The following is a 21745-nucleotide window of genomic DNA, read 5'->3' as shown; positions in this document are numbered from 1 at the left end:
AGAAATCACAAGAAGCCGAACTCAAATGGAGTTCGGCTTCTTTTTGCTTTGTTATTGGCCTTCGCTGGATGAAAGAAACTTTCTTTTCAGCTCTTCTAAACAACTTCTCGGAATATCGCACCCTTCTTTTAAATACGTTTCAATATCTCCGTACTGCTTCATGATTTTTTGATAAACATCTTCCAAGTACTCACGACGCACTTCCAGAACGGGCCTGATTTGCTCAGGGGAAATTCGAAATAAGCTCATCCATCGAATAAACGACTCAGTTCTTTTCATTTTTTCTGCAATTAACTCATTTGACTTTAAGTATTCAGCTATTACTGTTTCATATGAAACGCCCAAATATAGTTGAATAATAGCCGCAATAAACCCGGTTCGATCCTTACCACCCGTACAATGAATAAGAGCAGGTATCCGACTTGTATGAGATAAGAAGCAAATAATTTCTTTTATTTCGTCATGACAGCCAAAAGCCATGTGCTCATACATATCTCTCATGATTTTTTCGAAATCAACGCTAGTCGACTTGCTCACAAGAAACTTAAAAAACTCAAGATGGGTAAACTCTTGGCTCTTGTCATGGATAGATACCGATAATAGCTCCATACCAGGGCCTGGTCCCACTCGACTAACCTTTGATTTTTGTTCAGATGGCATTCTTAAATCACAAAGTGCTTTAATATTCAGCTGACGAAAGGTCTCAATATCTTGTTTCGTTAGCTTTGATAGATCTTCTGAGCGAAACAAAACTCCTTCTTTAAGCTTTTCGCCATTCTCTGTCATCACTCCGCCAACATCTCGAAAGTTAAATAGCTTTTCAAATTTATGGTTCATATTCTTTCTCCATTGTTTGTAATAGTTGCTTTTCTCTATTCTACGACAGCGCACAAAAATGCTGAACTATTAATTAATTTATCTTTTTATTTATCTCTACCATAATGAACAAAAAGTGGAGCCTCATATCAAAAAAATGACACAAAACTGGCGCCTTTCAAAACACCAGCTGAATCAATCCCATATATAAAAGCGTTCCTCCTCCAATCGAAAGCAGCATGCTTCCTCTCCATGCATGAAGCAGTACCACAAAGCCAACTGCTAGCATTTCAGGTAACCCATGACTTCCTGAAATAAAGCTGATATCCTTTAACGAATACACAACCAACAATCCGATGACCGCTGCCGGTAGAACAACTCCGAGATACTGAACATACTTAGGGGTTGGCTTATTGGCTGGAAAAAGTAAAAATGGTAAAAAGCGCGTAATCATCGTTCCGAGAACAACCATTATAATCATGATAACTTGCTGGGTAATAGTCATATTACATTGTCACCTCTGCTTTTTGAACAGGCTTGCGAATGAGCGTTAATACCGCTAGTATCAAAATCATAGCTGGAATAATAAAGCTATTTGGGCCAAAAACAAACAGGCTTACGCTCGAAAAACCAATTCCGATCAGTGCGCTGTGGTACTGCTTGCCTTTTTTCCATTGCTCCATAAAAATGACGACAAACAGCGCGGTCATGACGAATTCAATTCCTTCCGTGCTGAACGTAATAAACGAGCCAAAGATACTGCCAAGTGCTGAGCCGAGTACCCAGTAGCAGTGATTCAACAGCGTAATAAAAAAGAAAAACCAGCCTTTATCAATTCCTTTAGGTACATCCGTTGCCTGACTGATGGAGAATGATTCGTCGCAAAGACCATAGATTAAGTAGCCTTTCTTTCTCCCAACGCCGCTGTATTTTTCTAATAGAGAAAGCCCATAAAATAAGTGTCTAGCATTAACCATAAGCGTAAGTACTAATGCACTGACTGGATTAAACGTCGCCAGCAACAGCCCCCCTGCAACAAACTCCATTGATCCTGCGAAGATAAATAAACTCATGAGAATTGGATATATGGGATGAAACCCTAGGGAGTTCATATAGATGCCGTACGCCCCTCCTAAAAACAAAAAGCCTGCAAAAATCGGCAGAGTGTGCGGGAATGCTGCGCGAAGTGCGCGTATTTTTTCTTGATGGCTCATTGATTTCACATCCTTGCTTGAGTAACTTATTTTAGTTTTAACACACCCAATCCATACAAAAAATAAAAGAATTGTATGGATTACAATTCTCTCCGGCACGATGGTTTGGGCTATACTAAAATAAGAATTACCAAACGTCTGAACTGGAGGTGGCGTCATGCCTGTAAACTCATTTGAACATTATCCCATGTCATGGAAGCCTGATCGCTCGTCGTTAAAGCGTCCTTACTACCAATCCTTAGCTCACTTACTCGAAGAAGATATCACCAACGGCTTTTTAGCTCCAGGAACAAAGCTACCTCCACAGCGTGAGCTAGCTGATTTTCTTGATCTAAACTTCACAACGATTACAAGAGCTTATAAAATTTGTGAAATGAAAGGCCTGATTTATGCCGTAACGGGAAGCGGTACGTTCATTTCTCCAAACGCCACTCGCTCTATTACGATTTCAGCAGATAGGCTCACGTGCAACATTGATCTTGGATTTGTAGCTTCATTTGAACGAACGAGCCCTTATTTAAAGGAAGTGCTCTCAACCGTAATGGAAAAGCGCTACTTCGACCAGCTTTTAAACTACAACGATCCTACTGGAATTCCCCATCAGAAGATGGCCGCCGTGAACTGGATGGAAAACCTCGGCGTGAACGCTTCCCCCGAACAGGTTTCCATCGTATCTGGCGCTCAAAATGCGCTGGCCATCAGCTTAACCGCCTTGTTTGAGCCTGGTCAAAAAATAGCTACGGATTTATATACGTACTCAAACTTTATTGAAATTGCCAAGATGTATCATATTCAGCTTGTTCCTATTGCTGGTGATGAATGCGGAATGTCTCCAGCAGAACTTGAAAAACAATGTAGCCACACCTCTATTCACGGCGTATTTCTCATGCCTTCGTGCTGTAACCCAACGACCGTGATGATGACAGACCATCGTAAAAAAGCACTGGCATCCGTTATCAAAAAACATGATTTAATTATCATTGAAGATGATATCTACGCTTTTTTCACAGCAGGAGTAGTCACCGATTATAAACAGCCCATGTTTAACTTACTTCCTGAACAAACCGTGTACATCTGCAGCACTTCAAAAGCGCTTTACTCAGGCCTTCGCGTTGCTTATATGGTATACGGTGAGCGTTTTAAAGAGAAGATTTTGCGCGCTATTTTTAATATCAACGTCAAAACGTCATCCTTAAACGCTGAAATCGTGACGGAGCTTATCTTATCTGGAAAAGCTCATGACATTATCTCGAAGAAAAAACAGCTTGTTCAAGAAGCCAACGATCTTTATTTTGAATACTTTCCAGCTCGCAAACACTACGAGCATCCGCTGAGCTTTTTCCGCTGGCTGTCAATTAACCCTTATCATAATGCACTTCAGCTTGAAGCAGATCTTCACGAGCGTGGAATTCGTATTTATCACTCCGATCGTTTCTTAAGTGGACAGACTACGCCTAATAAATACCTGCGCGTCGCTCTTTCTTCCACTAATTCGCTGGAAGAGCTGCAAGTTGGACTTCGCGTATTGAAAGAATATCTAGAGGAAAAAGAGCTTTTATAGCAATAAAAAAAGAGTTGAAATGAACCTCAACTCTTTTTTCTCTTACTCTGCGTTTTAAAAGGCATACTGAAACAATCCGTAGTAAAGCGGACCTATCGTGATAATTCCTGTTCCAATAAATAGTGCTGCTTGTACAGGAGTGGATAACTCTTCAAGTTCCTCGTGCTTTATACCTTTAACGAAGGTAAACGTAATGTCCCAAGTCAACCCTCCAACGAAAACCATCTTCCAAATAAGAGGCGTGAATAAATCAGTTCCTGTGACATATCCAAACAGCCCAAGCCATGTCACAATTGAAATAAGAAAATCGGTTACGTACGCAACAGTCTTTTTTCCTTGAATTAAAAAGCCAACTAGCGCAGTTCCTAAAATCCCTAAATAAATATACCAAAATATCTCAATCATCGTTTCGTTCCTTTTTAATTTACTATTTTCTTAGCTATTATATATGTTTTAATACGTTTGAAAAGTCATTTTTTAAAAGCTTCTCCTTTATGTATGACCTTTCTATAAATCGTTTTTAGCCAAATATAAAGAACTAACTCACTGACAATAAAAACTACGATACTGATAAAGGTAGTAAAGAAGAATTCAAAAATCAGCAAGCTATAAAAAGCATGTGGAAACCACCAGGCTCCCACGTTCATTAAAAACAATAAAAAATGGCTAAATAAAGACACTCCCTGAGCTTCTCCTATTGTTCGATTTGTTCTTAAGATTATATATCTGCCTATTAAAAAACTAATAATAAATGAAAAAGCCATGAACATAAAATAGATGGAACTAGAAAGCAAAGCTTCTTGTGGTGAATACATCATTCTTCCTCCTTTTCACGAAAATAATATTACCATATTTTAATATAAAAGGTATTTAATGTTATAATAGTGTTGTATTAAAGATATGTAAAGGTGGTCTTATACGTGTTCAGTCGTAAAATAACTTACCAATTGCTTATTGCTTTTACAGGCATAATCTATATATTGTATAACATTTTTTTACAGCCTATCATCAGTGCAGTAGTTGATTCATATATAATTTTCCCTACTACTCTGTGTTTATTTTTATTCTTTGCCTATATGTATTTTAAGGTCGAGAAAAGGTAGGAGAAACATATGAAAGAGAGTCATGTACCTAAACGAAAAGAAACATATAAAATTAAGAGAACGTCGCCTTACCTCCGAGACGTGTTTGGTTTAGGGATTGGCTGGATTAGTTTTAATCTGCTCCCTGACCAATGGAAAATAAATTGGGTCTACCTCACAGGAGTCCTCATGATTTATTACATTGCCGTGAAGTTTGAAAACGTAAAACTTCCGCTAAGCGTAAAATGGCTAATTAGCGGTTGTTTATACACCATTGGACTACTTCTATTGATAAAAGATTTTTAATAATGATAGCTGAGAGGATGAGAAAATGAACTGGAAGAAGTATGCTATCCTTGTACCCACCTTTTTACTAATTGGAGCTCTTCTATTATTTTATTTGCCATTGAGTCAACTTCAGTATGTTATGCTCGTTCCCCTCTTATTTTGGATACTATACCACTTGTGGACTTACAAAGAAAAAGGTAGATAGAAAAAAGAAACATACAAAAAGAGGCCGTTTATATTAAACTGGATTATATTCAGAGTACAGAAAGTGTCGATAAATTTTTAGGAGGTTAAAAATCATGGATATCAGCTTTTTTTGGTTTGCAATAGGACTAGCTGCTCTTGGTTACTTTATTGGAGATGGTTTGAAAAATTTTGGTAAACCAAAAGAGAAAACAACCTACCTTTATTTAATTAAGGAGCGTGATCTTCACTATCACTTTAGCTTAACGGAAGAAGAAATGCAGGAGCTACTAAATAAATACCCAGATGCTCCTAAAATTGAGCTGAAAGGCAAGACGTATTATCCATATCATCAATTTGTTGAGTGAGTTTCATCAGCCGATCTTTATACCAATAATAAACACAGAGAATAGATGGGAGAAATAGACATGGACGCTAGAATTACATATGATACTGACGCAAAGTTAGCTTACCTTTATCTCTTCCCCGCTTCGGCTTCTTATCAAATTCAAGAAACGGAAGAATTAGAAGTAAATCCTAGTTTACTGCTTGATATTGATAGTGAGGGCCGAATTGTTGGCATTGAGCTTTTTGGAATGCTTGCAGAGAAGATAGCGCCACTTTCTGGTGCTGAGCATATCTATACAATGCATGATGAGATGTTCTCATTTTGCCTATCATCTCAAGAGGTTCATGCAACATTTGTTTTTAACGGAATTAAATTTTGCTTTGCAGACGCTGATTATCAAGACTTCGTCGGCTTTGACATAATTGATTCAAATCTATATGAGCGACCGCTATTGATGCAGCTCGTTAAGCCATAAAAGAAAGCTGTAAAAAGACAAGCTACCTTCAGCTTGTCTTTTCTTATTCATGAAATCTTCGTTCCATTTGGCAACTTTTCATCCGGCTGTAGCAGCACCACGTCTCCTTCTCCTGGAACGCCACCTAAAACGAGCACTTCTGATTTAAATCCTGCAATTCGCATTGGCGGAAAGTTTACAACCGCGACGACCTGACGATTCAGAAGCTCAGTTGGCTTATAGCGATGCGTAATTTGCGCAGATGACTGCTTCACTCCGATCTCTTCTCCAAAATCAACTTCAAGCTTAATCGCCGGCTTTTTGGCCTCTGGAAACGGTTTGGCGTCAAGAATTGTACCAACGCGTAAATCTAATTTTAAAAAGTCTTCAATGTTTGCCATTTAGCTTGAACCACCTTTTTATTATTTTTCGATTGTGACCATTTCAGATTTTCTGCTTACATCACGTGTTGACCAAATCAGGATGCCAATTCCTATTAACAACAAGCTAATTCCGCTCCAAGACGCCATCGTCAGCTTTTCTCCTACAACTAAAACGCCAAGCATCGTTGCAGTTAGCGGCTCTGCTAACGCTAGAGTAACTGCGGTTGAAGATGAAACGTGTGCAAGCCCTTTGGCAAATAGAAAATAAGCAATCCCTGTGGCCATAACGCCAAGCTGGAGGCTTACACCAATACCTCTCAAGCTTACAAACCACGACATATCAAATAAAAATAGGAGCGGTGATAAAAAAAGCGCGCTTAAAATAAAGACAACCGCAACGGCTGATAGTGACGAATACTTTTCCACTAACCCTCTGCTTGCAAGGGTGTAGCAAGCAAAGGATAGGCCTGCTCCAAGCGCCATGAAAATTCCCGTTATATTTAGGCTTGCCGATTCTTTGTTCAGAAATAACAGCACGCAGCCTAAGATAGATAAAAACGTAGAGCACCACCAGATGATGCTTGGCCGCTTGTTTGAATAAAACCATTCAATAAGCCCAGATAAAACAGGTGCACTCCCGATGGCCACGACCGTGCCAATCGCAACGCCTGTAATTGAAACTGCTGAAAAGAATAGCGGTTGATAGCACGCCATACTAAGAGCCGCTACAAGAGTAGCTTTTAGTGGCCATCCTTTAAAACGTAAGTCTTTTCTCATTAGCAGAAGAAGTAATAGAAACCCACCTCCTACCGCAAGCCTTGTTGCGCCAATAGCAATTGGATGTGCTGAGTCCGGGGCTAGCGCCTGAGTAGTACCAGTTGTACCCCATAGAATACCGGCTAGTAAAATAAAAAAAGGAGCTGCTTTCACATTGGCTCACCTCAATAAAAAAGATAAAAAGAACGATTACTCTTATAATAAAGAATCCACTATCCATTTTCTTTACCAAGTTTAATCTTCTTTTTATCTATTATTAAGAATTCGATATTTTTGTGGCGACATGCTTTCATGGCTGACAAACCATCTTGTAAAGGAAGAAGAGTTCGCAAAGCCGATCTCTTCGCTAATTTGGGACATCGACCGTGTCGTTGATATCAGCAGGCGCTTTGCTTCATTCAAACGAAGCTCCGATAAATAATCCTTTACGCTCTTTCCCGTTTGCTTTTTAAACCATGTCGAATAATAAACGGGATGATAATGCTCGATTGCCGCGAGGGTTTCTAGCTTGATTGGATCCTTAAAGTGCTGATGAATATAGTCAATTGAAGGGGGATTAGACGTTTGGAGCTTTTTAGTTACATATCTCGTTAAATCAACTAAAGCAGACTGATCAACAGGATATTTCGCTTCTTCTAACAATAAATACCGAATAGCTGACCATTGACTGTCAAGCGTCATATACATGCTGCTTGTACCCCTTGGCAGATACTGAGTTGGAATATCTAAGATTAAAAATTCGTTTCGATCTCTAGAGCGATAATTATGATTCACTCCCGGAGGTAGGTAAAAGCATTGATTAGGGCTAAGCGTTACTTCTTGAAACGCCATTTCCATATCAAGAGAGCCTTGAAGTGGAAAAAGAAACTGTCCAAAATCATGCTGATGGAGCGTGAATTCTTTCGAGTATGATCTTTTTTCACACGTTAACTCGTTTACTTTATCCATACGGCTCTCTCCTTTACGTTAAGTTGAGTCTATTATAAGCTTAAATTTATATTTAAAAAAGAACTAACTACCAACAAAATTACTGCTCTTTAGTATTCTCCTATGGGTTTTAATCTCCATTAAAAAGAACACATCCATATGTTCTACACGGATGAACATGTGGATGTGCCTTCACTAAAATCCTTTTATCCTAGCAAGTTTTGAATTAGAGAACTATTGTCCATTGGTAATTAAACATGTAAAACTGCTTTTTCCAACTCTCCAAATACAAACTCACCTCTACTCATAACTGCAAGACGTTGCTTTCTTCTAGCAACTACTTCAGCCGAAGAAGTAGCGTTTACAAAAATAAAACTAGCATCATCTTGCTTTTTAGGCCATTGATACGTTCCGTCCTTGGCTAAAGGCGTTATCCCTCCGGTAACCCACTTTAAGCTATCTCTCAACGATACTTCATCAATTCTTTTGGTAATTTGACAATACTTTTGTACTTTTTCAATCAAATCTCCATGTCCTAAAGGACTCCATGAGTCATAAAAACCATCACAACCAAAATGAACTGATACACCACGCTCGTCTAATAATTCAATTGGCGGCAGGGATTTTGTTAGTGGAATAGTAGACATAATTGCCACATTGTTTTTCATTAAGCGATTTGCTAAATTTTGTTGTTGTAATGTAGGAATTTCTCCTATACAAAATGCATGACTGATAGCAGATGCCCTCTTCCATTTTGTTTCTTCAACAATATCTAACCATTTGTTAATTGTATAAACTCCCACATCACCTCCATCATGAAGATGAATATCCACCTCAGCATCAAATTCCGCTGCAATAGCCATGGTTTCATATAATGATTTTTCAATATTTTGGTCAATGCCAGATGGATCCAATCCGCCTACGACTGTGGCCCCACTTCTCATTGCTTCTCTCATTAATGCTGGTACAGAACCATTAAATAATCCATGTTGTGGAAAAGCAACAATATCTGCAGTAACAGCACCTTTGTATTCCTCTAGCGCAGCGACTACTCCCTCTAAATTTTTAAGGCCTATATAAGGATCAATATTGACGTGAGTTCGAATATGTGTGGCCCCATGTGACAAAATTTCTTCAATCATTGCTGTTGCTCTTTGTTTAGTAGTAGGTGCAAGATCCTTTAATTCTTCTGCTTCATATTGAAGTCTTTCCTTTAGATTTTTAACAGGTTTAGATGCTTTCCATTCTAACGAAAGATATGTCTTATCTAAGTGATTATGCATTTCCTTAAACGTTGGAATAGCTAGATATTCTTTAGCATCGTATACTTCTTCAGCAGTTTCAGGGATAGGCATAGTATGATGAAGGTGTTCTGCAATCTTTCCATCTTTTATCCCTATATGATAAAAACCTGTTTTTGTCTCAATACGTTCACCATCAATTATGTTACCGATTTCTAATTTCACATTTTTTATCCACTTCATACTATCATTCCTCTCTTATTTAGTTGTTGCAACTTCAAATTGGTGAGTATTTATTTCTCTACCACTTTTATAAACAGAATGAATTTTTGTACGACGAGCAATTGCTTCTGCTGAACAGCTTGCTTCTGTGAATAAAAAGTCTGCTTTATCTCCTACTTTAGGCCAAACTTGGTTTCCTTCATCGTCTAAGGGAGTGATTCCTCCAGATGCATACTTCCATACTCGATTAATAGAATATTCGTCAATTAACCTAAATCTCTCTGCTAAAATATTAAGTTTTTCTAAAGTATCCCCTGTTCCAAAAGGTGACCAATGATCGGTTAAACTATCATGACCTACCGATACTTTTATACCGAATTTATCTAATGTTGGAATAGGAATTGTAGGACGATTAATTGGAACTGTTGTTGTTATATCAATCTCATTCTTTCTTAACAATGTCATAATCTCTGTTAAACTGTCTCCCTCTAAATCCCCAAGACCAATTGCATGACTCATTGTTACTTTCCCTTGCATATTTGCTTCTTCTGTAAGCTTAGCAAGCTTCTCAAATGTAAAGGCTCCTAATGTATTTGGATCATGAAGGTGAATGTCAATTCCAGCATTATTTTCTACAGCTATATCCATTGTCGTCCACAATGATTTATCGAGGTCTCTATCCACAGTGGCAGGATCAACCCCACCAACAATCGTAGCTCCATTTCTCATTGCTTCCTTTACTAATTCCACTGAATTACTTTTTAACAGCCCGTGCTGTGGAAAAGCAACAATATCGTATGTTAAATAATCTTTATACTTTTCTAAGGCTTTAATTGTAATCTCTAAGTGTTTTAATTTTGAAGTGGGTTCAATGTTACAATGTGTACGTATATGCGTGTGACCATTGCTCAGCAATAATTCAATCATCTTTTCTGCCCTTTCTTGCGCGAACGGCAGCTGCTGTGGAAGTAACTGCTTTTCTTCTTCAATTCTTGTAAAAATTCCTTTTGTAATTGGTGTACAAGCTTTCCAAGGGCCACCATAATAAGTCTTATCAATATGGATATGCATTTCACGGAACGAAGGCATTAACAATTTACCTTTCATATCAGTGACTGTATAGGAAGTTGAGTTAAGTTCTGTGTCATCTTCTGTAATATGAACAATCGAATCCCCTTCAACCTTTACATGTACAAGCTTAGTTTCTGTCCCTACTACTGTCCCTCTATCTTTTTTAAAGCCGCTTTCAACTCTTACATTTCTCAGCCAAAAATTTCTCATTAAATTTCCCCCATCCATATTTTCAATTTAAAAATATTAATACACTTATTCAATTATTGCTTGATTAACCATTAAATAGTTTACTGGGCTCAACCAAAAGTCTTTTACTTGGTTACTGTAGACTGCTAAATGTTCATAGTTTCGAATTGGAACATAAACAGCATCTTTAATTTCAATAGAAGCAACTTCTTCATATAGCTGTTTTCTTGTTTCTGAGTTAGGTTCTTTACGTGCTTTAACAATTAGTTCATCTACTTTTTTATTGTCATAGTAGAAGTGATTACCCGGAGATCCATGAGAATTAGAATGAAATAGATTGTATTGATTGTAGTCACCATCACCCGTAGCATTTCCCCATCCACCTACAAAAAGATCATGGTCTCCTTTGTTAATAGCGTTGATATATGTTCCATATTCCATAACTTGAATATTAACTTTTACTCCTATTCCCTTTAGCTGTGATTGAACGACTTCAGCTAAATTTACACGTTCTTTCTTATCATTTGTAATTAAGGTAAGTTCCAGCTTATTATCCAAATCTTCTTCTTCGAGCAGTTTTTTAGCTTTAGCTGGATTATAGCTATATGGCTTCGTAGCTTGACTATAGCCAAACACTTTAGGACTCATCGATGAGTTAGCTAACGTTCCAACCCCGTTATATACACCGTCAATGATGGCTTCTCTCTTTATTGCCATTGAGAGAGCTTTTCTTACTTTTGCATTATCAAAAGGCTCTTTAGCCGTGTTAAAGCCAATGTATTCTACTGCTAATCCGTCTGTACGATAGAGGTTTAACGCATCCGAACTTTCTATACGTTCAATTTCTGTAACAGGCACTTGGTCATTAATATGAGCTTCACCAGTTTCGACCATAGCAAGACGTGTAGAATCTTCAGGGACAACTAAAAACTCGATACCATCAATAATTGGTTTTTCTCCAGAATAGCTATCATTTTTTACAAGTTTAATTGATTGTCCAGATTTCCAAGACTCAAACTTAAATGGACCTGTTCCTATTGGTGTAGTTGTTAAGCTTTTCGGGTTTTCATCAATCACCTTTGGACTTATGATACTTCCTTCATTGCTAGCTAATATTGACAATAAAGGCGCATAGGGGGCATCTAAAACGAATTGGATTTTGTAATCATCTATAACTTTAATTTCCTTAATCATACCTAACTTTTCTCGCTGGGGAGACTTTGTATCAGGATCTAGCAATCTATCAAATGTCTTTTTTACAGCTTCTGCGTTAAAGGTAGTTCCATCATGAAATGTAACGTTTTTCTTTAAATTAAATTCCCAGGTTACATTGTCAACCTGCTTCCAACTCTCAGCTAATCCTGGAATGATTTTCATATCTTTATCAAATCCCACAAGCGTTTCGTAAACTTTTTGATAAATAATATTAGCAGAAGAGATATCCGTAATGAAATGAGGGTCAAGATTTGTAGCATCGGTAGCTCTTACTACTTTTAATGTACCCCCTTCTCTTCCTTCAGTGGTTTGAGTCGATGGTTGACTTTCAGTAGTTCCAGTAGAACAAGCTTGTAATAATAACACTGCAAATATAAAGCTTAAAACAATAAACATTTGTTTCCTTATGCTTTTTTTCACTCCTTATCTCCCACCTTTTCGAAATTATAATTTCAACTGTCTATTTGCATTATAAAAAAGAACTAAGAGAATTTTTTATAATATCTTTACCTATTTTTTAATTATTTTGACTTTTTTAACAAATTGTCTTTTTTTCCTTATGTACTTCCTCTATCTTTGAACTAATCAATTGAATTTGTTTTAAAAGGAGGAAATAAAATGAGCTCACCGCTAAAGATGCAAGAAAACGTTTCTATAATCAAACCCACTAAGCCTAAGCTTTTTTGGTCAAAATCCCTTGAATTTTGGGGAGATTTTTCTAAAAACAAAGGAGCTGTTATAGGTGGAATTATTATTTTATTTTATCTTTTAATGGCACTACTAGCTCCCATCTTATCTATACATGATCCTTATCAAATCGATTTAAGTAAAAAATTGCAAGGCCCTAGCCTAGAACATTGGATGGGAACTGATGATAAAGGGAGAGATATTTTAGCTCGTATTCTTTACGGCTCTCGACTCTCAATGGGGGTTGGTTTTGCAGCGGTAGCTTTTGGCGCATTCTTTGGTATTATCATGGGTTTATTAGCAGGATACTTTGGCGGTTGGCTTGATACTTTAATTAGTAGAATACTTGACATCATGCTTGCTTTCCCTGGCATTCTACTAGCTTTAGCTATTATTAGCGCCCTGGGTCCAAGCCTTATTAATGTAACGTTTGCTGTTGGAATTTTTTCTATCCCCTTATTTGCAAGGATTGTCAGAGGATCTACTTTAGAAACAAAAGAACTTGAGTATATTGATGCTATTCGATGCTTAGGTGCTAGCGACCGTACAATTATTTTCAAGCATATCTTGCCAAATATATTATCACCAATTATTATCCAAGGAAGCTTGCGCTTAGCAACAGCTATTTTATCTGCAGCTGGCTTATCTTTTTTAGGCTTAGGAGCTCAGCCCCCCTCACCAGAATGGGGCACAATGCTTTCTAGCGGCAGGGATTTTCTTTTTAGCGCTCCCTATATTGCTATATTTCCAGGGCTAGCTATATCAACATTAGTTCTTGGCTTTAATCTGTTTGGTGATGGCTTAAGAGATGCGTTAGACCCTAAATTAAAATCTTAAGGAGGACGTTACATGATTTTCTATATTTTCCGGAGACTCATAGAAGTTATACCTGTTATCTTTGGTGTAACCTTAGTCGTATTTTTAATTATGCAAATGGTCCCTGGTGACCCAGCCGTTATTTTAGCAGGAGAAGGAGCTTCCAAAGAAACAGTAGCGCAGCTGAGAACCGACCTTGGATTAGATAAACCACTTTATGTACAATACAGCGACTATATTCTCAGCTTGCTTCAAGGAGATATGGGCAATTCCTTAAAGAATAATCAACCTGTTCTTCAAGAGATTATGACAAGGCTTCCAATTACAATTGAATTAGCTTTCTATAGCATTGTAATTACAATTGTTTTAGGAATGACTGCAGGTATTATCTCGGCTATCAAGCCTTATTCTTTAACTGATATTGGAGTTATGGTAATTGCTTTATTAGGAATTTCTTTACCTAGCTTTTGGTTAGGTTTGCTATTAATTTATGTATTCTCCATTAAACTTCAATTGCTACCAGTTTCAGGGTGGGATAGCATTTTGCATATCCTACTACCAGCTTTAACACTGGGATTAGGTGGAGCAGCAATTGTAGCTAGAATGACCAGGTCTAGCATGTTAGAAGTCATACGCCAAGATTATATAAGAACCGCTCGCGCTAAAGGGTTAAGAGGGTCCGTTATTATTTATAAGCATGCTTTACGTAATGCTCTCATTCCCGTAATCACCGTAGTCGGACTACAATTTGGAGCTTTGTTGGGAGGGACAGTTTTAGTTGAGTCGGTATTTGCTATTAATGGGCTTGGTCGAATGATCGTAGATGCAATAAGAACCCGAGACCTACCTGTAGTACAAGGTGGCGTTCTTGTAGCTTCTTTAGTATTCGTATTTGTAAACCTGTTAGTCGATATCTCGTATCGCTTCTTTAATAAGCGAATCGATTTGAAATAGGAGTGAGCTAAATGACACAGAACGTTATCTTAGAAATTAAAAACCTGCATACACATTTCTTTTCCAAAAAAGGTATTACAAAAGCCGTCGATGGGATAGACCTTACTCTACATGAAGGAGAAACATTAGGTATAGTTGGGGAATCAGGGTGTGGAAAAAGCATGACCTCCCTTTCCATTTTACGCCTCGTACCTACACCACCGGGAAAAATTGTTGAAGGTTCTATTAAGCTTAAAGGGAAAGATATTTTAACAATGTCTGAAGAAGAACTTCGCCATGTTCGTGGCAATCAAATCTCAATGATCTTTCAAGAACCTATGACTTCTCTTAACCCGGTAATTCCTGTCGGAGAACAAATAGCTGAGTCATTACGTCTACATCAACGGCTTGGAAGAAAAGAAGCCTGGAAAAAAGCAATTGAAATGCTTGAACTAGTAGGAATTCCCTCACCTATTGAACGGGCAAAACAAGAGCCTTTTCAATTAAGCGGTGGGATGCGTCAACGTGTAATGATTGCAATGGCTTTGTCATGCAGCCCTGAAATTCTAATTGCGGACGAGCCAACTACAGCTTTAGATGTAACTATTCAGGCTCAAATCTTAGAATTGATGAAAAAACTCCAAAAAGATTTAAAGATGGGAATTATCTTTATTACGCATGACCTTGGTGTAGTAGCAGAGCTGTGTGACAAGGTAGCTGTGATGTATGCAGGAAAAGTCGTTGAGTATAGTAATACGGAGCAGTTATTTTCCAATCCAAAACATCCTTATACTAAAGGACTTATTGCCTCTTTGCCTAAACTTGAAGAAGAACAAGTAGAGCTTGAAACAATGCCTGGAACTGTTCCTTCACCTTATAACTTGCCAAAAGGTTGCAGCTTTGCACCTCGCTGCTATTTCGCAACACAAGAGTGTCAAAACCAGAAACCTCCGCTATACACTTTAGAAGATAATAGCCAAATTAGATGTTTCTTATTTCAAGATAGTGTAAAGAAAAGTGAGGTAGATATCAAATGAATGTATCATCTCCTATCAAAAAGCAAGCAATATTAGAAGTAACCGGGTTAAAACAGTATTTTACACTAAAAAACGGATTGCCATTTAAGCCTCCTCAACAAATTAAAGCTGTTGATGATATTAGTTTTTCATTATTTGAAGGGGAAACATTGAGTATTGTAGGAGAGTCAGGATGTGGAAAATCTACAACCGGGAGAGCTATCCTTCAACTTGATAAACCGACAGCTGGAAGCATTAACTATAAAGGGCTTGATCTAAGCACATTATCAAAGAAAGAACTTCGAAAAATTCGCGGGGAACTTCAAATTATTTTCCAAGATCCCTTTGCATCTTTAAACCCTAGGCAAACAGTAAGAAAAATTTTGACAGAAGCTATGATAATTCAAAAAGTTGTACCATTCGAACAACACGAAAAAAGACTAAAAGAACTATTAGATTACGTTGGGCTTCCATTAACCTCTCTAGATCGTCTGCCACATGAGTTTAGCGGTGGTCAAAGACAGAGGATTGGCATTGCGCGCGCATTAGCTGTAAATCCTAAAGTAATTATTTGTGACGAAGCCGTTTCAGCTTTAGATGTTTCTATTCAAGCTCAAATTCTAAATTTATTAAAAAGTTTACAAAAAGAGCTCAAACTTACTTATTTATTTATTTCTCATGATTTAAGCGTAGTTAAACACATATCCGATCGCGTGATTGTTATGTATTTAGGAGAGATTGTTGAGATAGCTACAAAAGCTGAGCTGTTTGATAACCCGTCTCACCCCTATACTAAAGCGTTACTTTCCGCTATACCAAGTGCTAATGCTCAAAAACGGGCACAACGAATTTTATTAAAAGGAGATATCCCTTCACCATTACATCCTCCTGAAGGATGTAAATTTCATACTAGGTGTCCAGCTGCAACGGATCAATGTAAATTAGTTGCCCCTCCTATGATTGGTGGAGAGAATCATTTAACAAAATGTCATTATGTATAAACCTATTTTCATAATAATCATTTTCTATTAAAATAAAGATATCTCTTCTTACAGGAGCCTATACATGTTTACATTAGAATCATTTTCTTTCTATATTATGCTATCAGTACTAGCCCCTATTATCGGGGCTTTTAGTTTACTATTTTTATTTATTTTTGAAAAAAGGCTAGATCAATTACAGAAAGAAAAGAAAGAGCTACTATTAAAGCAAGAGCTTCAGCTTGCAAAGTATAACCAATTGAACCAGCAGATTCAACCCCATTTCTTTTTTAATACGCTCAATGTGATTCTTAGTCTTGCGCGTTTAAACAAGAAAGAGGAACTTATTACTTCTATTGAAATACTCTCTAAATATTTCAAGCTTAAATACACAACTGTTGATCCTCTAATTTCACTAGAACAAGAAATTACATATACTCAGTACTATTTATCAATTCAACACTTACGTTTTAGAAATCGAGTAGAATATGTTTGGAATATTGAAGAGAATTGTTTACCTTTTCAAATTCCGCCTTTCTTATTACAAACACTTGTTGAAAACGCTTTTAAACATGGTATTGAAAAGAATCCTGGCCCAGGAAAGCTAATTATTACACTGAAAGAAGAAAGAGACCAAGTTTTTTTAAAAGTATGGAATAGTGTAGCTACTTCAAGCACAAATTCTGAGTCAAAAGAAGGGTTAGGCTTAGAAAACATTGAGAAAAGATTACAAATGTTATTTCCTCTTGATACCGTCTTTATACATTTATATGCTGAAAATCAAGGTGTTAGTGTTCAAGTCCTATGGCCGAAAGTAAAAGATAGACACCATTTTACACTATGAGGGAGGAGTTTCAATGCACATATTATTAGTTGATGACGAGCCACTTGAACTAGAGCAATTAGAATATATCATCAATGAAAATTTTTCATACTGGAATATTCATAAAGCCGCAGATGCTTCTCAAGCTATGAAAATTTTAAAGTACTACCCTGTTAATCTCGTCTTGCTAGATATTCAACTGCCTGGAAAATCTGGCATTGAACTTGGTAGAGAAATTAAGACACAGTATAAGCTCGATATTATTATGGTAACCGCTTTTCAATCTTTTGATTATGCAAAGGATTCGCTGAGATTAGGTGCAAAAGATTATATTACAAAACCAATCATAGAGGAAGAACTTATTAAAGTATTAAACCCTTACAGGTATTCAACTATTCAATCACATATTATTCATCAAACATTAGCCATTATTCATAATCAATATGCTACAAAACTTTCATTGTCTAGTGTTGCTCAACAAATTCATGTCAATAGTACATATCTTAGTCGGAAATTCCATGATGAAATGAATATTGGTTTTTCCGAATACTTAAATAACTTCAGAATCAAACAAGCAGAAATATTGCTTATACAAGACGATGAAAAATCTATTTTATGTATAGCAGAAGAATGTGGGTTTAGCAGTCAACATTACTTCAGTTCGTTATTTAAAAAGCAGCTTGGCTGTACTCCAACAGAATATAGAGCAAAGTTGAAGGTTAAAATGCAATGAATACTTCAAGTTATTCCGTTTATATACAAGGTATTGTTAAATTCGGACTTGCTTATGGAGTCGTATCCTTGCTATCTAGATGGATTAACAGCAATACGATTTTATCAGCACCCGAAACTCTTGTGAAATATGGATTACTAGGAGGGATAGGTTATGCCGTTATGGGAGCAATCGCTTTATTTCTATTCGGACTCATTGCTCCTTCTATACAAAAGCGCTTCCCAAACGCATTGACCATTGGGGATATTCTTTATGAAAGATTAGATAGAAGGTCATACTGGTTTGCGATGCTAGTTTTAGTTATTACCAGCTTTGATTATCTTCTTATTCAAGTTTTGAGTATTGGAATCATAGTACATTTACTGCTAAAGATCCCATCATATATAGGTTTGCTTATATTTTTACTATATTGTTATGTATTATTTGGATTAGGTGGTATGAAGCGAATACATAAATTCAAGGCGATTCACATTTCGATTGTTTTCGCTGCTATTATTTTAATACCTGTTTATTTCTTTATTAAAGAAGGTATTTACCCAGTTTATGATGGCCTGACTCTTTATCATCCATACTTATTATATTTTAAAGATACTTATATCTTGTTATTTGTACTAACTGGACTCATTGTATCAATTGGACAATTACTAATAGACCGATCAACTTGGCAAAGAATTTACGTTATTGAACCTTCCAAGATTAGGTCTTCCTTCTTTATGACAGGAATCATTTGGTCTGCTATTCCATTAGCATTCACATCAATTACTCTTATTACCATACATAATCAAGGTTTTGAAGGTGTCAACTCTATTCTTAACCAATTAGTCGAGAAAGTGGACTCTGCCTTTCTTATTATATTATTTATCGGGTGCTGCTTTAGCATTATTGCTTCTACTACTGGTGCAGAATTGCATGCCACATCTATTATGATTGTCCGAAACATACTTGCTGTTTATTTTAACTGGGACAGTAAACAACAGCTAAAGAAAACTTACTTAGCAGCAGGAGCACTTTGTCTAGCTTTATTTTTCACTTCAATTGCGTTATCTCCTACTCTAGTATCAATTATCTTCTTTTTCGGTAAAATATATGCTGCTGCAATTCCGACAATGCTGGTGGTTATCTTTTATAAAAAAACAGTTCCTAAATACCTTCCCTATTGTTCACTAGCTGGTGGATTATTTAGCAATATTCCTATTTACGGTGTTTCTAATTTGACGGCTATTTGGATTAGCTTTGGCCTTTCTAGTTTTTTTATAGTATGCTATTTGGCAATAAATCAAATAGGCAAAAAACCTGAATGATTAAAATTCAGGTTTTTTTATTAATTATAAAAACAGCTGCCACGTTCTTTGCGGCTCTTTCCACATACTCGCTGGCATTCGCAAAAGCATTTTCCAGCGTTGTTACTCCTGGCACAATGCTAAATAATGCATCGATACCATGTTCATAAACAACCTGGCTGTCAGCTCCAACGTTGCCAGCAATTCCAATGACAGGAACGCCATATTTTTTGGCCGCTTTGGCAACGCCAATGGGAGTTTTGCCGTAAATGGTTTGCCCATCAATTTTTCCTTCTCCCGTGATGACTACATCAGCATCACGCACGGCTTCTAGTAAACTTGTTGCCTCAATGACGATGTCGACGCCCCTTTTTAATTCCGCTTGTAAGAAAGCAAGCAGCCCTGCGCCTAATCCCCCTGCTGCACCAGCTCCTGGTACGTCATCAATCTTTTGACCAAGATCTCGTTCAAGAACGGCTGCGTAATGTCTTAAATTTTGATCTAACAGCGCAACCATCTCTGGTGTTGCTCCTTTTTGTGGACCGAAGATGGCAGATGCTCCTCGCTCTCCGGTAAGAGGATTATCAACATCACACGCTACTTCAATTTTGACGTGCTGAAGACGCGAATCTAACGTTGCTAGATTAATAAAAGCTAAGTTTCCGAGTGCTCCTCCACCATCTAGAATTTCGTTTCCTTCTGCATCTAGTAACTGTGCACCAAGCGCTTTGGCCATTCCAGCGCCTCCATCGTTTGTGGCACTTCCACCAATCCCGATAATAATATGGTTTACGCCGTAATCTAGCGCTGCTGAAATGAGCTCACCTGTACCTTTTGTTGTTGTCATAAGCGGATTTCGATTAGCTGGGGGTACGAGATGCAGTCCTGATGCGGCTGCCATTTCAATGACGGCCGTCTTCTTCGTTCCCAAAATGCCAAAGAAAGCTTCAACCGGTTCGCCTAAAGGACCCGTAACCTTTTTTAAAATAATTTCTCCATCCGTTGCGTCAACCAGTGACTGAACCGTTCCTTCTCCTCCATCAGCCATCGGTATTTTCACATAATTTGCTTGTGGCAATACTTGTTTAAAACCTTTTTCAACTGCTTCAGCCACTTCTAAAGCTGATAAGCTTTCTTTAAATGAATCCGGAGCAATGACAATCTTCATTACACTCTCTCCCTACACTTTAATATTAGCTAAATAGCTTGAACACACCGTAAATGAGCGTTGATAAAATGGCTAGCGTTAAACCAACTGCTGATTCGTATGGAATAAGCTTAAGGCGTTCTTTAATTTCCATATGAACGCTTCCCCCCGTCGCGTGGAAAAAGCTACCGTGCGGTAAGTGATCTAAAACCGTCGCACCTGCGTGTACCATAGCTGCTCCGGCAAGCGCTGAAACGCCCATCTCTAAAATTGTGGAGCTAAACACCTGGCTGGCCACAGCTGTGCCTGCAGTTGTTGAAGCCGTTGCAGCAGACATGAAAATTCCTGATGCTGGCGCCAGCACGTAGCCTGGTAAACCAAGCGCACTTAATCCTTCAATCAATACATCTTTCAAACCTGAGTTAGCGATGATTCCAGCAAGCGTACCCGTTCCTAGAAGCATAATGGCCACACCCGTCATTTTCCCTAATCCTGAAACAGCATAGTCATTTAGCTTTTTGCCTCTTCCCATCACAAGCGCACCGACAATTCCTCCAGCCGGCAACGCAATCATTGGATCAATACTAATGTCAAACAGCGGTCGCAGTGATAGTAAAACAATCGTCACAAGCGGCGCTATAATAGCTGGTAAAAACGCTGGTAGCTTATCTGCATTGTTTACTTCTATTTCGGTAAGCTGTACAGGAGACCCTTTTTTCACAAGCTTTTTGGCAATGATATATGTCACAAAAATTCCAAAAGCTGCTGGGATAATGCCCGCTGCCATAATGGATGTGAGCGGCACATTAAAAGCATCTGAAGCTGCGATAGCATTGGGATTTGGCGACATAATGTTCCCAGCTTTCCCGCCTCCAATCATTGCTAATAAAATCGCTGGTTTTGACAGCTTGGCTTTTTGAGCAATTGCAAGTGCAATTGGTGCCACCGTAATAACCGCTACGTCAACAAATACACCAACCGTAGTTAAAATCATTGTTGCAAGCGCCAGCGCAAGCAAAGCTCTCGCTTCCCCTAGTTTTTTTACAATTGTTTCTGCAATAACAGCAGCTGCTCCTGATTCGATGAGCACACCTGCTAATATACCTGCAGCTAATATTCTCAGTACTGCTGGAATAATTCCTTGCGCTCCTTCCATCATGAGCGCCACGGTATTCGTTATATCCACTCCTCCTACTAGACCACCAATTAAAGCACCGGCAATCATTCCATAGGCAGGAGATACTTTCTTTAAGATCAATACAATTGCAACAACAAGCGCAACCACTGCGCCTAACGCGCTTACTTCAATAGTAGCATCCATTTCCCGTTCCCCCTTGAATGTTATACACTAATTGTAA

Annotated in this window: 23 protein-coding genes; 11 read left to right on the top strand and 12 right to left on the bottom strand. The window is 37.8% G+C overall.

Going from position 1 to position 21745, the window contains the following annotated elements; all coding sequences use genetic code 11:
* Window positions 1-51 precede the first annotated feature (51 nt).
* The 3 genes from NIZ91_02365 to NIZ91_02355 form a co-directional block, all read right to left on the bottom strand.
* The gene (locus tag NIZ91_02365) at window positions 52-837 is read right to left on the bottom strand and encodes a tyrosine-protein phosphatase (GenBank protein ID USY55548.1); all 786 of its coding nucleotides are present in this window, start codon (window positions 835-837) and stop codon (window positions 52-54) included.
* A gap of 157 nt (window positions 838-994) precedes the next feature.
* On the bottom strand, window positions 995-1321 hold the full coding sequence (locus NIZ91_02360) for a branched-chain amino acid transporter permease (protein USY55547.1): 327 nt from the start codon (window positions 1319-1321) through the stop codon (window positions 995-997).
* 1 nt (window position 1322) lies between these two features.
* Entirely contained in the window at window positions 1323-2030 is a 708-nt protein-coding gene (locus tag NIZ91_02355) for an AzlC family ABC transporter permease (protein ID USY55546.1), read from the bottom strand.
* A 157-nt stretch (window positions 2031-2187) separates the two neighbouring features.
* Between NIZ91_02355 and NIZ91_02350 the strand changes: the two genes are divergently transcribed.
* Window positions 2188-3591, top strand: coding sequence for a PLP-dependent aminotransferase family protein (locus NIZ91_02350; GenBank protein ID USY55545.1), 1404 nt, complete (start codon window positions 2188-2190; stop codon window positions 3589-3591).
* Between the two features lie 54 nt (window positions 3592-3645).
* Here the strand turns inward: NIZ91_02350 and NIZ91_02345 are convergent, their stop codons facing one another.
* Window positions 3646-3996: a hypothetical protein gene (locus tag NIZ91_02345; protein ID USY55544.1), complete on the bottom strand. Its 351-nt coding sequence runs from the start codon at window positions 3994-3996 to the stop codon at window positions 3646-3648.
* A gap of 707 nt (window positions 3997-4703) precedes the next feature.
* Between NIZ91_02345 and NIZ91_02340 the strand changes: the two genes are divergently transcribed.
* The 3 genes from NIZ91_02340 to NIZ91_02330 all read left to right on the top strand — a co-directional run bounded on the left by NIZ91_02340 (window position 4704) and on the right by NIZ91_02330 (window position 5968).
* The gene (locus NIZ91_02340; protein USY55543.1) at window positions 4704-4979 is read left to right on the top strand and encodes a hypothetical protein; all 276 of its coding nucleotides are present in this window, start codon (window positions 4704-4706) and stop codon (window positions 4977-4979) included.
* 281 nt (window positions 4980-5260) lie between these two features.
* Complete coding sequence (locus tag NIZ91_02335) at window positions 5261-5512, top strand: DNA-binding protein (GenBank protein ID USY55542.1); 252 nt, start codon at window positions 5261-5263, stop codon at window positions 5510-5512.
* 60 nt (window positions 5513-5572) lie between these two features.
* On the top strand, window positions 5573-5968 hold the full coding sequence (locus NIZ91_02330; protein USY55541.1) for a DUF2283 domain-containing protein: 396 nt from the start codon (window positions 5573-5575) through the stop codon (window positions 5966-5968).
* Between the two features lie 47 nt (window positions 5969-6015).
* On the opposite strand, the gene csaA is transcribed toward NIZ91_02330, so the two are convergent.
* From csaA to NIZ91_02300, 6 genes are all read right to left on the bottom strand, one after another.
* The gene (gene csaA / locus NIZ91_02325) at window positions 6016-6348 is read right to left on the bottom strand and encodes a chaperone CsaA (protein ID USY55540.1); all 333 of its coding nucleotides are present in this window, start codon (window positions 6346-6348) and stop codon (window positions 6016-6018) included.
* 21 nt (window positions 6349-6369) lie between these two features.
* Window positions 6370-7260: an EamA family transporter gene (locus tag NIZ91_02320; GenBank protein ID USY55539.1), complete on the bottom strand. Its 891-nt coding sequence runs from the start codon at window positions 7258-7260 to the stop codon at window positions 6370-6372.
* 93 nt (window positions 7261-7353) lie between these two features.
* Window positions 7354-8055, bottom strand: coding sequence for an AraC family transcriptional regulator (locus NIZ91_02315; protein ID USY55538.1), 702 nt, complete (start codon window positions 8053-8055; stop codon window positions 7354-7356).
* Window positions 8056-8285: 230 nt separating this feature from the next.
* A complete protein-coding gene (locus NIZ91_02310) occupies window positions 8286-9518 on the bottom strand; it encodes an amidohydrolase (GenBank protein ID USY55537.1) in 1233 nt (410 codons plus the stop codon).
* A gap of 15 nt (window positions 9519-9533) precedes the next feature.
* The gene (locus NIZ91_02305; GenBank protein USY55536.1) at window positions 9534-10778 is read right to left on the bottom strand and encodes an amidohydrolase family protein; all 1245 of its coding nucleotides are present in this window, start codon (window positions 10776-10778) and stop codon (window positions 9534-9536) included.
* 45 nt (window positions 10779-10823) lie between these two features.
* Entirely contained in the window at window positions 10824-12368 is a 1545-nt protein-coding gene (locus NIZ91_02300) for a glutathione ABC transporter substrate-binding protein (protein ID USY57072.1), read from the bottom strand.
* 222 nt (window positions 12369-12590) lie between these two features.
* Between NIZ91_02300 and NIZ91_02295 the strand changes: the two genes are divergently transcribed.
* The 7 genes from NIZ91_02295 (at window position 12591) to NIZ91_02265 (ending at window position 19261) form a co-directional block, all read left to right on the top strand.
* Entirely contained in the window at window positions 12591-13496 is a 906-nt protein-coding gene (locus NIZ91_02295) for an ABC transporter permease subunit (GenBank protein ID USY55535.1), read from the top strand.
* A 12-nt stretch (window positions 13497-13508) separates the two neighbouring features.
* A complete protein-coding gene (locus tag NIZ91_02290) occupies window positions 13509-14429 on the top strand; it encodes an ABC transporter permease (protein USY55534.1) in 921 nt (306 codons plus the stop codon).
* 11 nt (window positions 14430-14440) lie between these two features.
* Window positions 14441-15445, top strand: coding sequence for an ABC transporter ATP-binding protein (locus NIZ91_02285; GenBank protein ID USY55533.1), 1005 nt, complete (start codon window positions 14441-14443; stop codon window positions 15443-15445).
* Window positions 15442-16425, top strand: coding sequence for a dipeptide ABC transporter ATP-binding protein (locus NIZ91_02280; protein ID USY55532.1), 984 nt, complete (start codon window positions 15442-15444; stop codon window positions 16423-16425). The genes NIZ91_02285 and NIZ91_02280 overlap by 4 nt, the downstream gene beginning before the upstream one ends.
* 64 nt (window positions 16426-16489) lie before the next feature.
* A complete protein-coding gene (locus NIZ91_02275; GenBank protein ID USY55531.1) occupies window positions 16490-17248 on the top strand; it encodes a histidine kinase in 759 nt (252 codons plus the stop codon).
* Window positions 17249-17261: 13 nt separating this feature from the next.
* Complete coding sequence (locus NIZ91_02270; protein USY55530.1) at window positions 17262-17960, top strand: response regulator; 699 nt, start codon at window positions 17262-17264, stop codon at window positions 17958-17960.
* Window positions 17957-19261, top strand: a complete 1305-nt coding sequence (locus NIZ91_02265) for a hypothetical protein (protein ID USY55529.1) — start codon at window positions 17957-17959, stop codon at window positions 19259-19261. Before NIZ91_02270 ends, NIZ91_02265 begins: the two co-directional genes overlap by 4 nt.
* Window positions 19262-19268: 7 nt before the next feature.
* On the opposite strand, the gene NIZ91_02260 is transcribed toward NIZ91_02265, so the two are convergent.
* Both NIZ91_02260 and NIZ91_02255 read right to left on the bottom strand, forming a co-directional pair.
* On the bottom strand, window positions 19269-20408 hold the full coding sequence (locus NIZ91_02260; protein ID USY55528.1) for a glycerate kinase: 1140 nt from the start codon (window positions 20406-20408) through the stop codon (window positions 19269-19271).
* A 25-nt stretch (window positions 20409-20433) separates the two neighbouring features.
* Window positions 20434-21708 (bottom strand): GntP family permease, encoded by a 1275-nt coding sequence (locus tag NIZ91_02255; protein USY55527.1) that lies wholly within the window; start codon window positions 21706-21708, stop codon window positions 20434-20436.
* Between the last annotated feature and the right edge of the window lie 37 nt (window positions 21709-21745).

This window comes from Bacillus sp. 1780r2a1, assembly GCA_024134725.1.
Taxonomy (GTDB): domain Bacteria; phylum Bacillota; class Bacilli; order Bacillales; family Bacillaceae_H; genus Priestia; species Priestia aryabhattai_A.
This window is presented reverse-complemented; position numbering and strand designations above follow the sequence as displayed.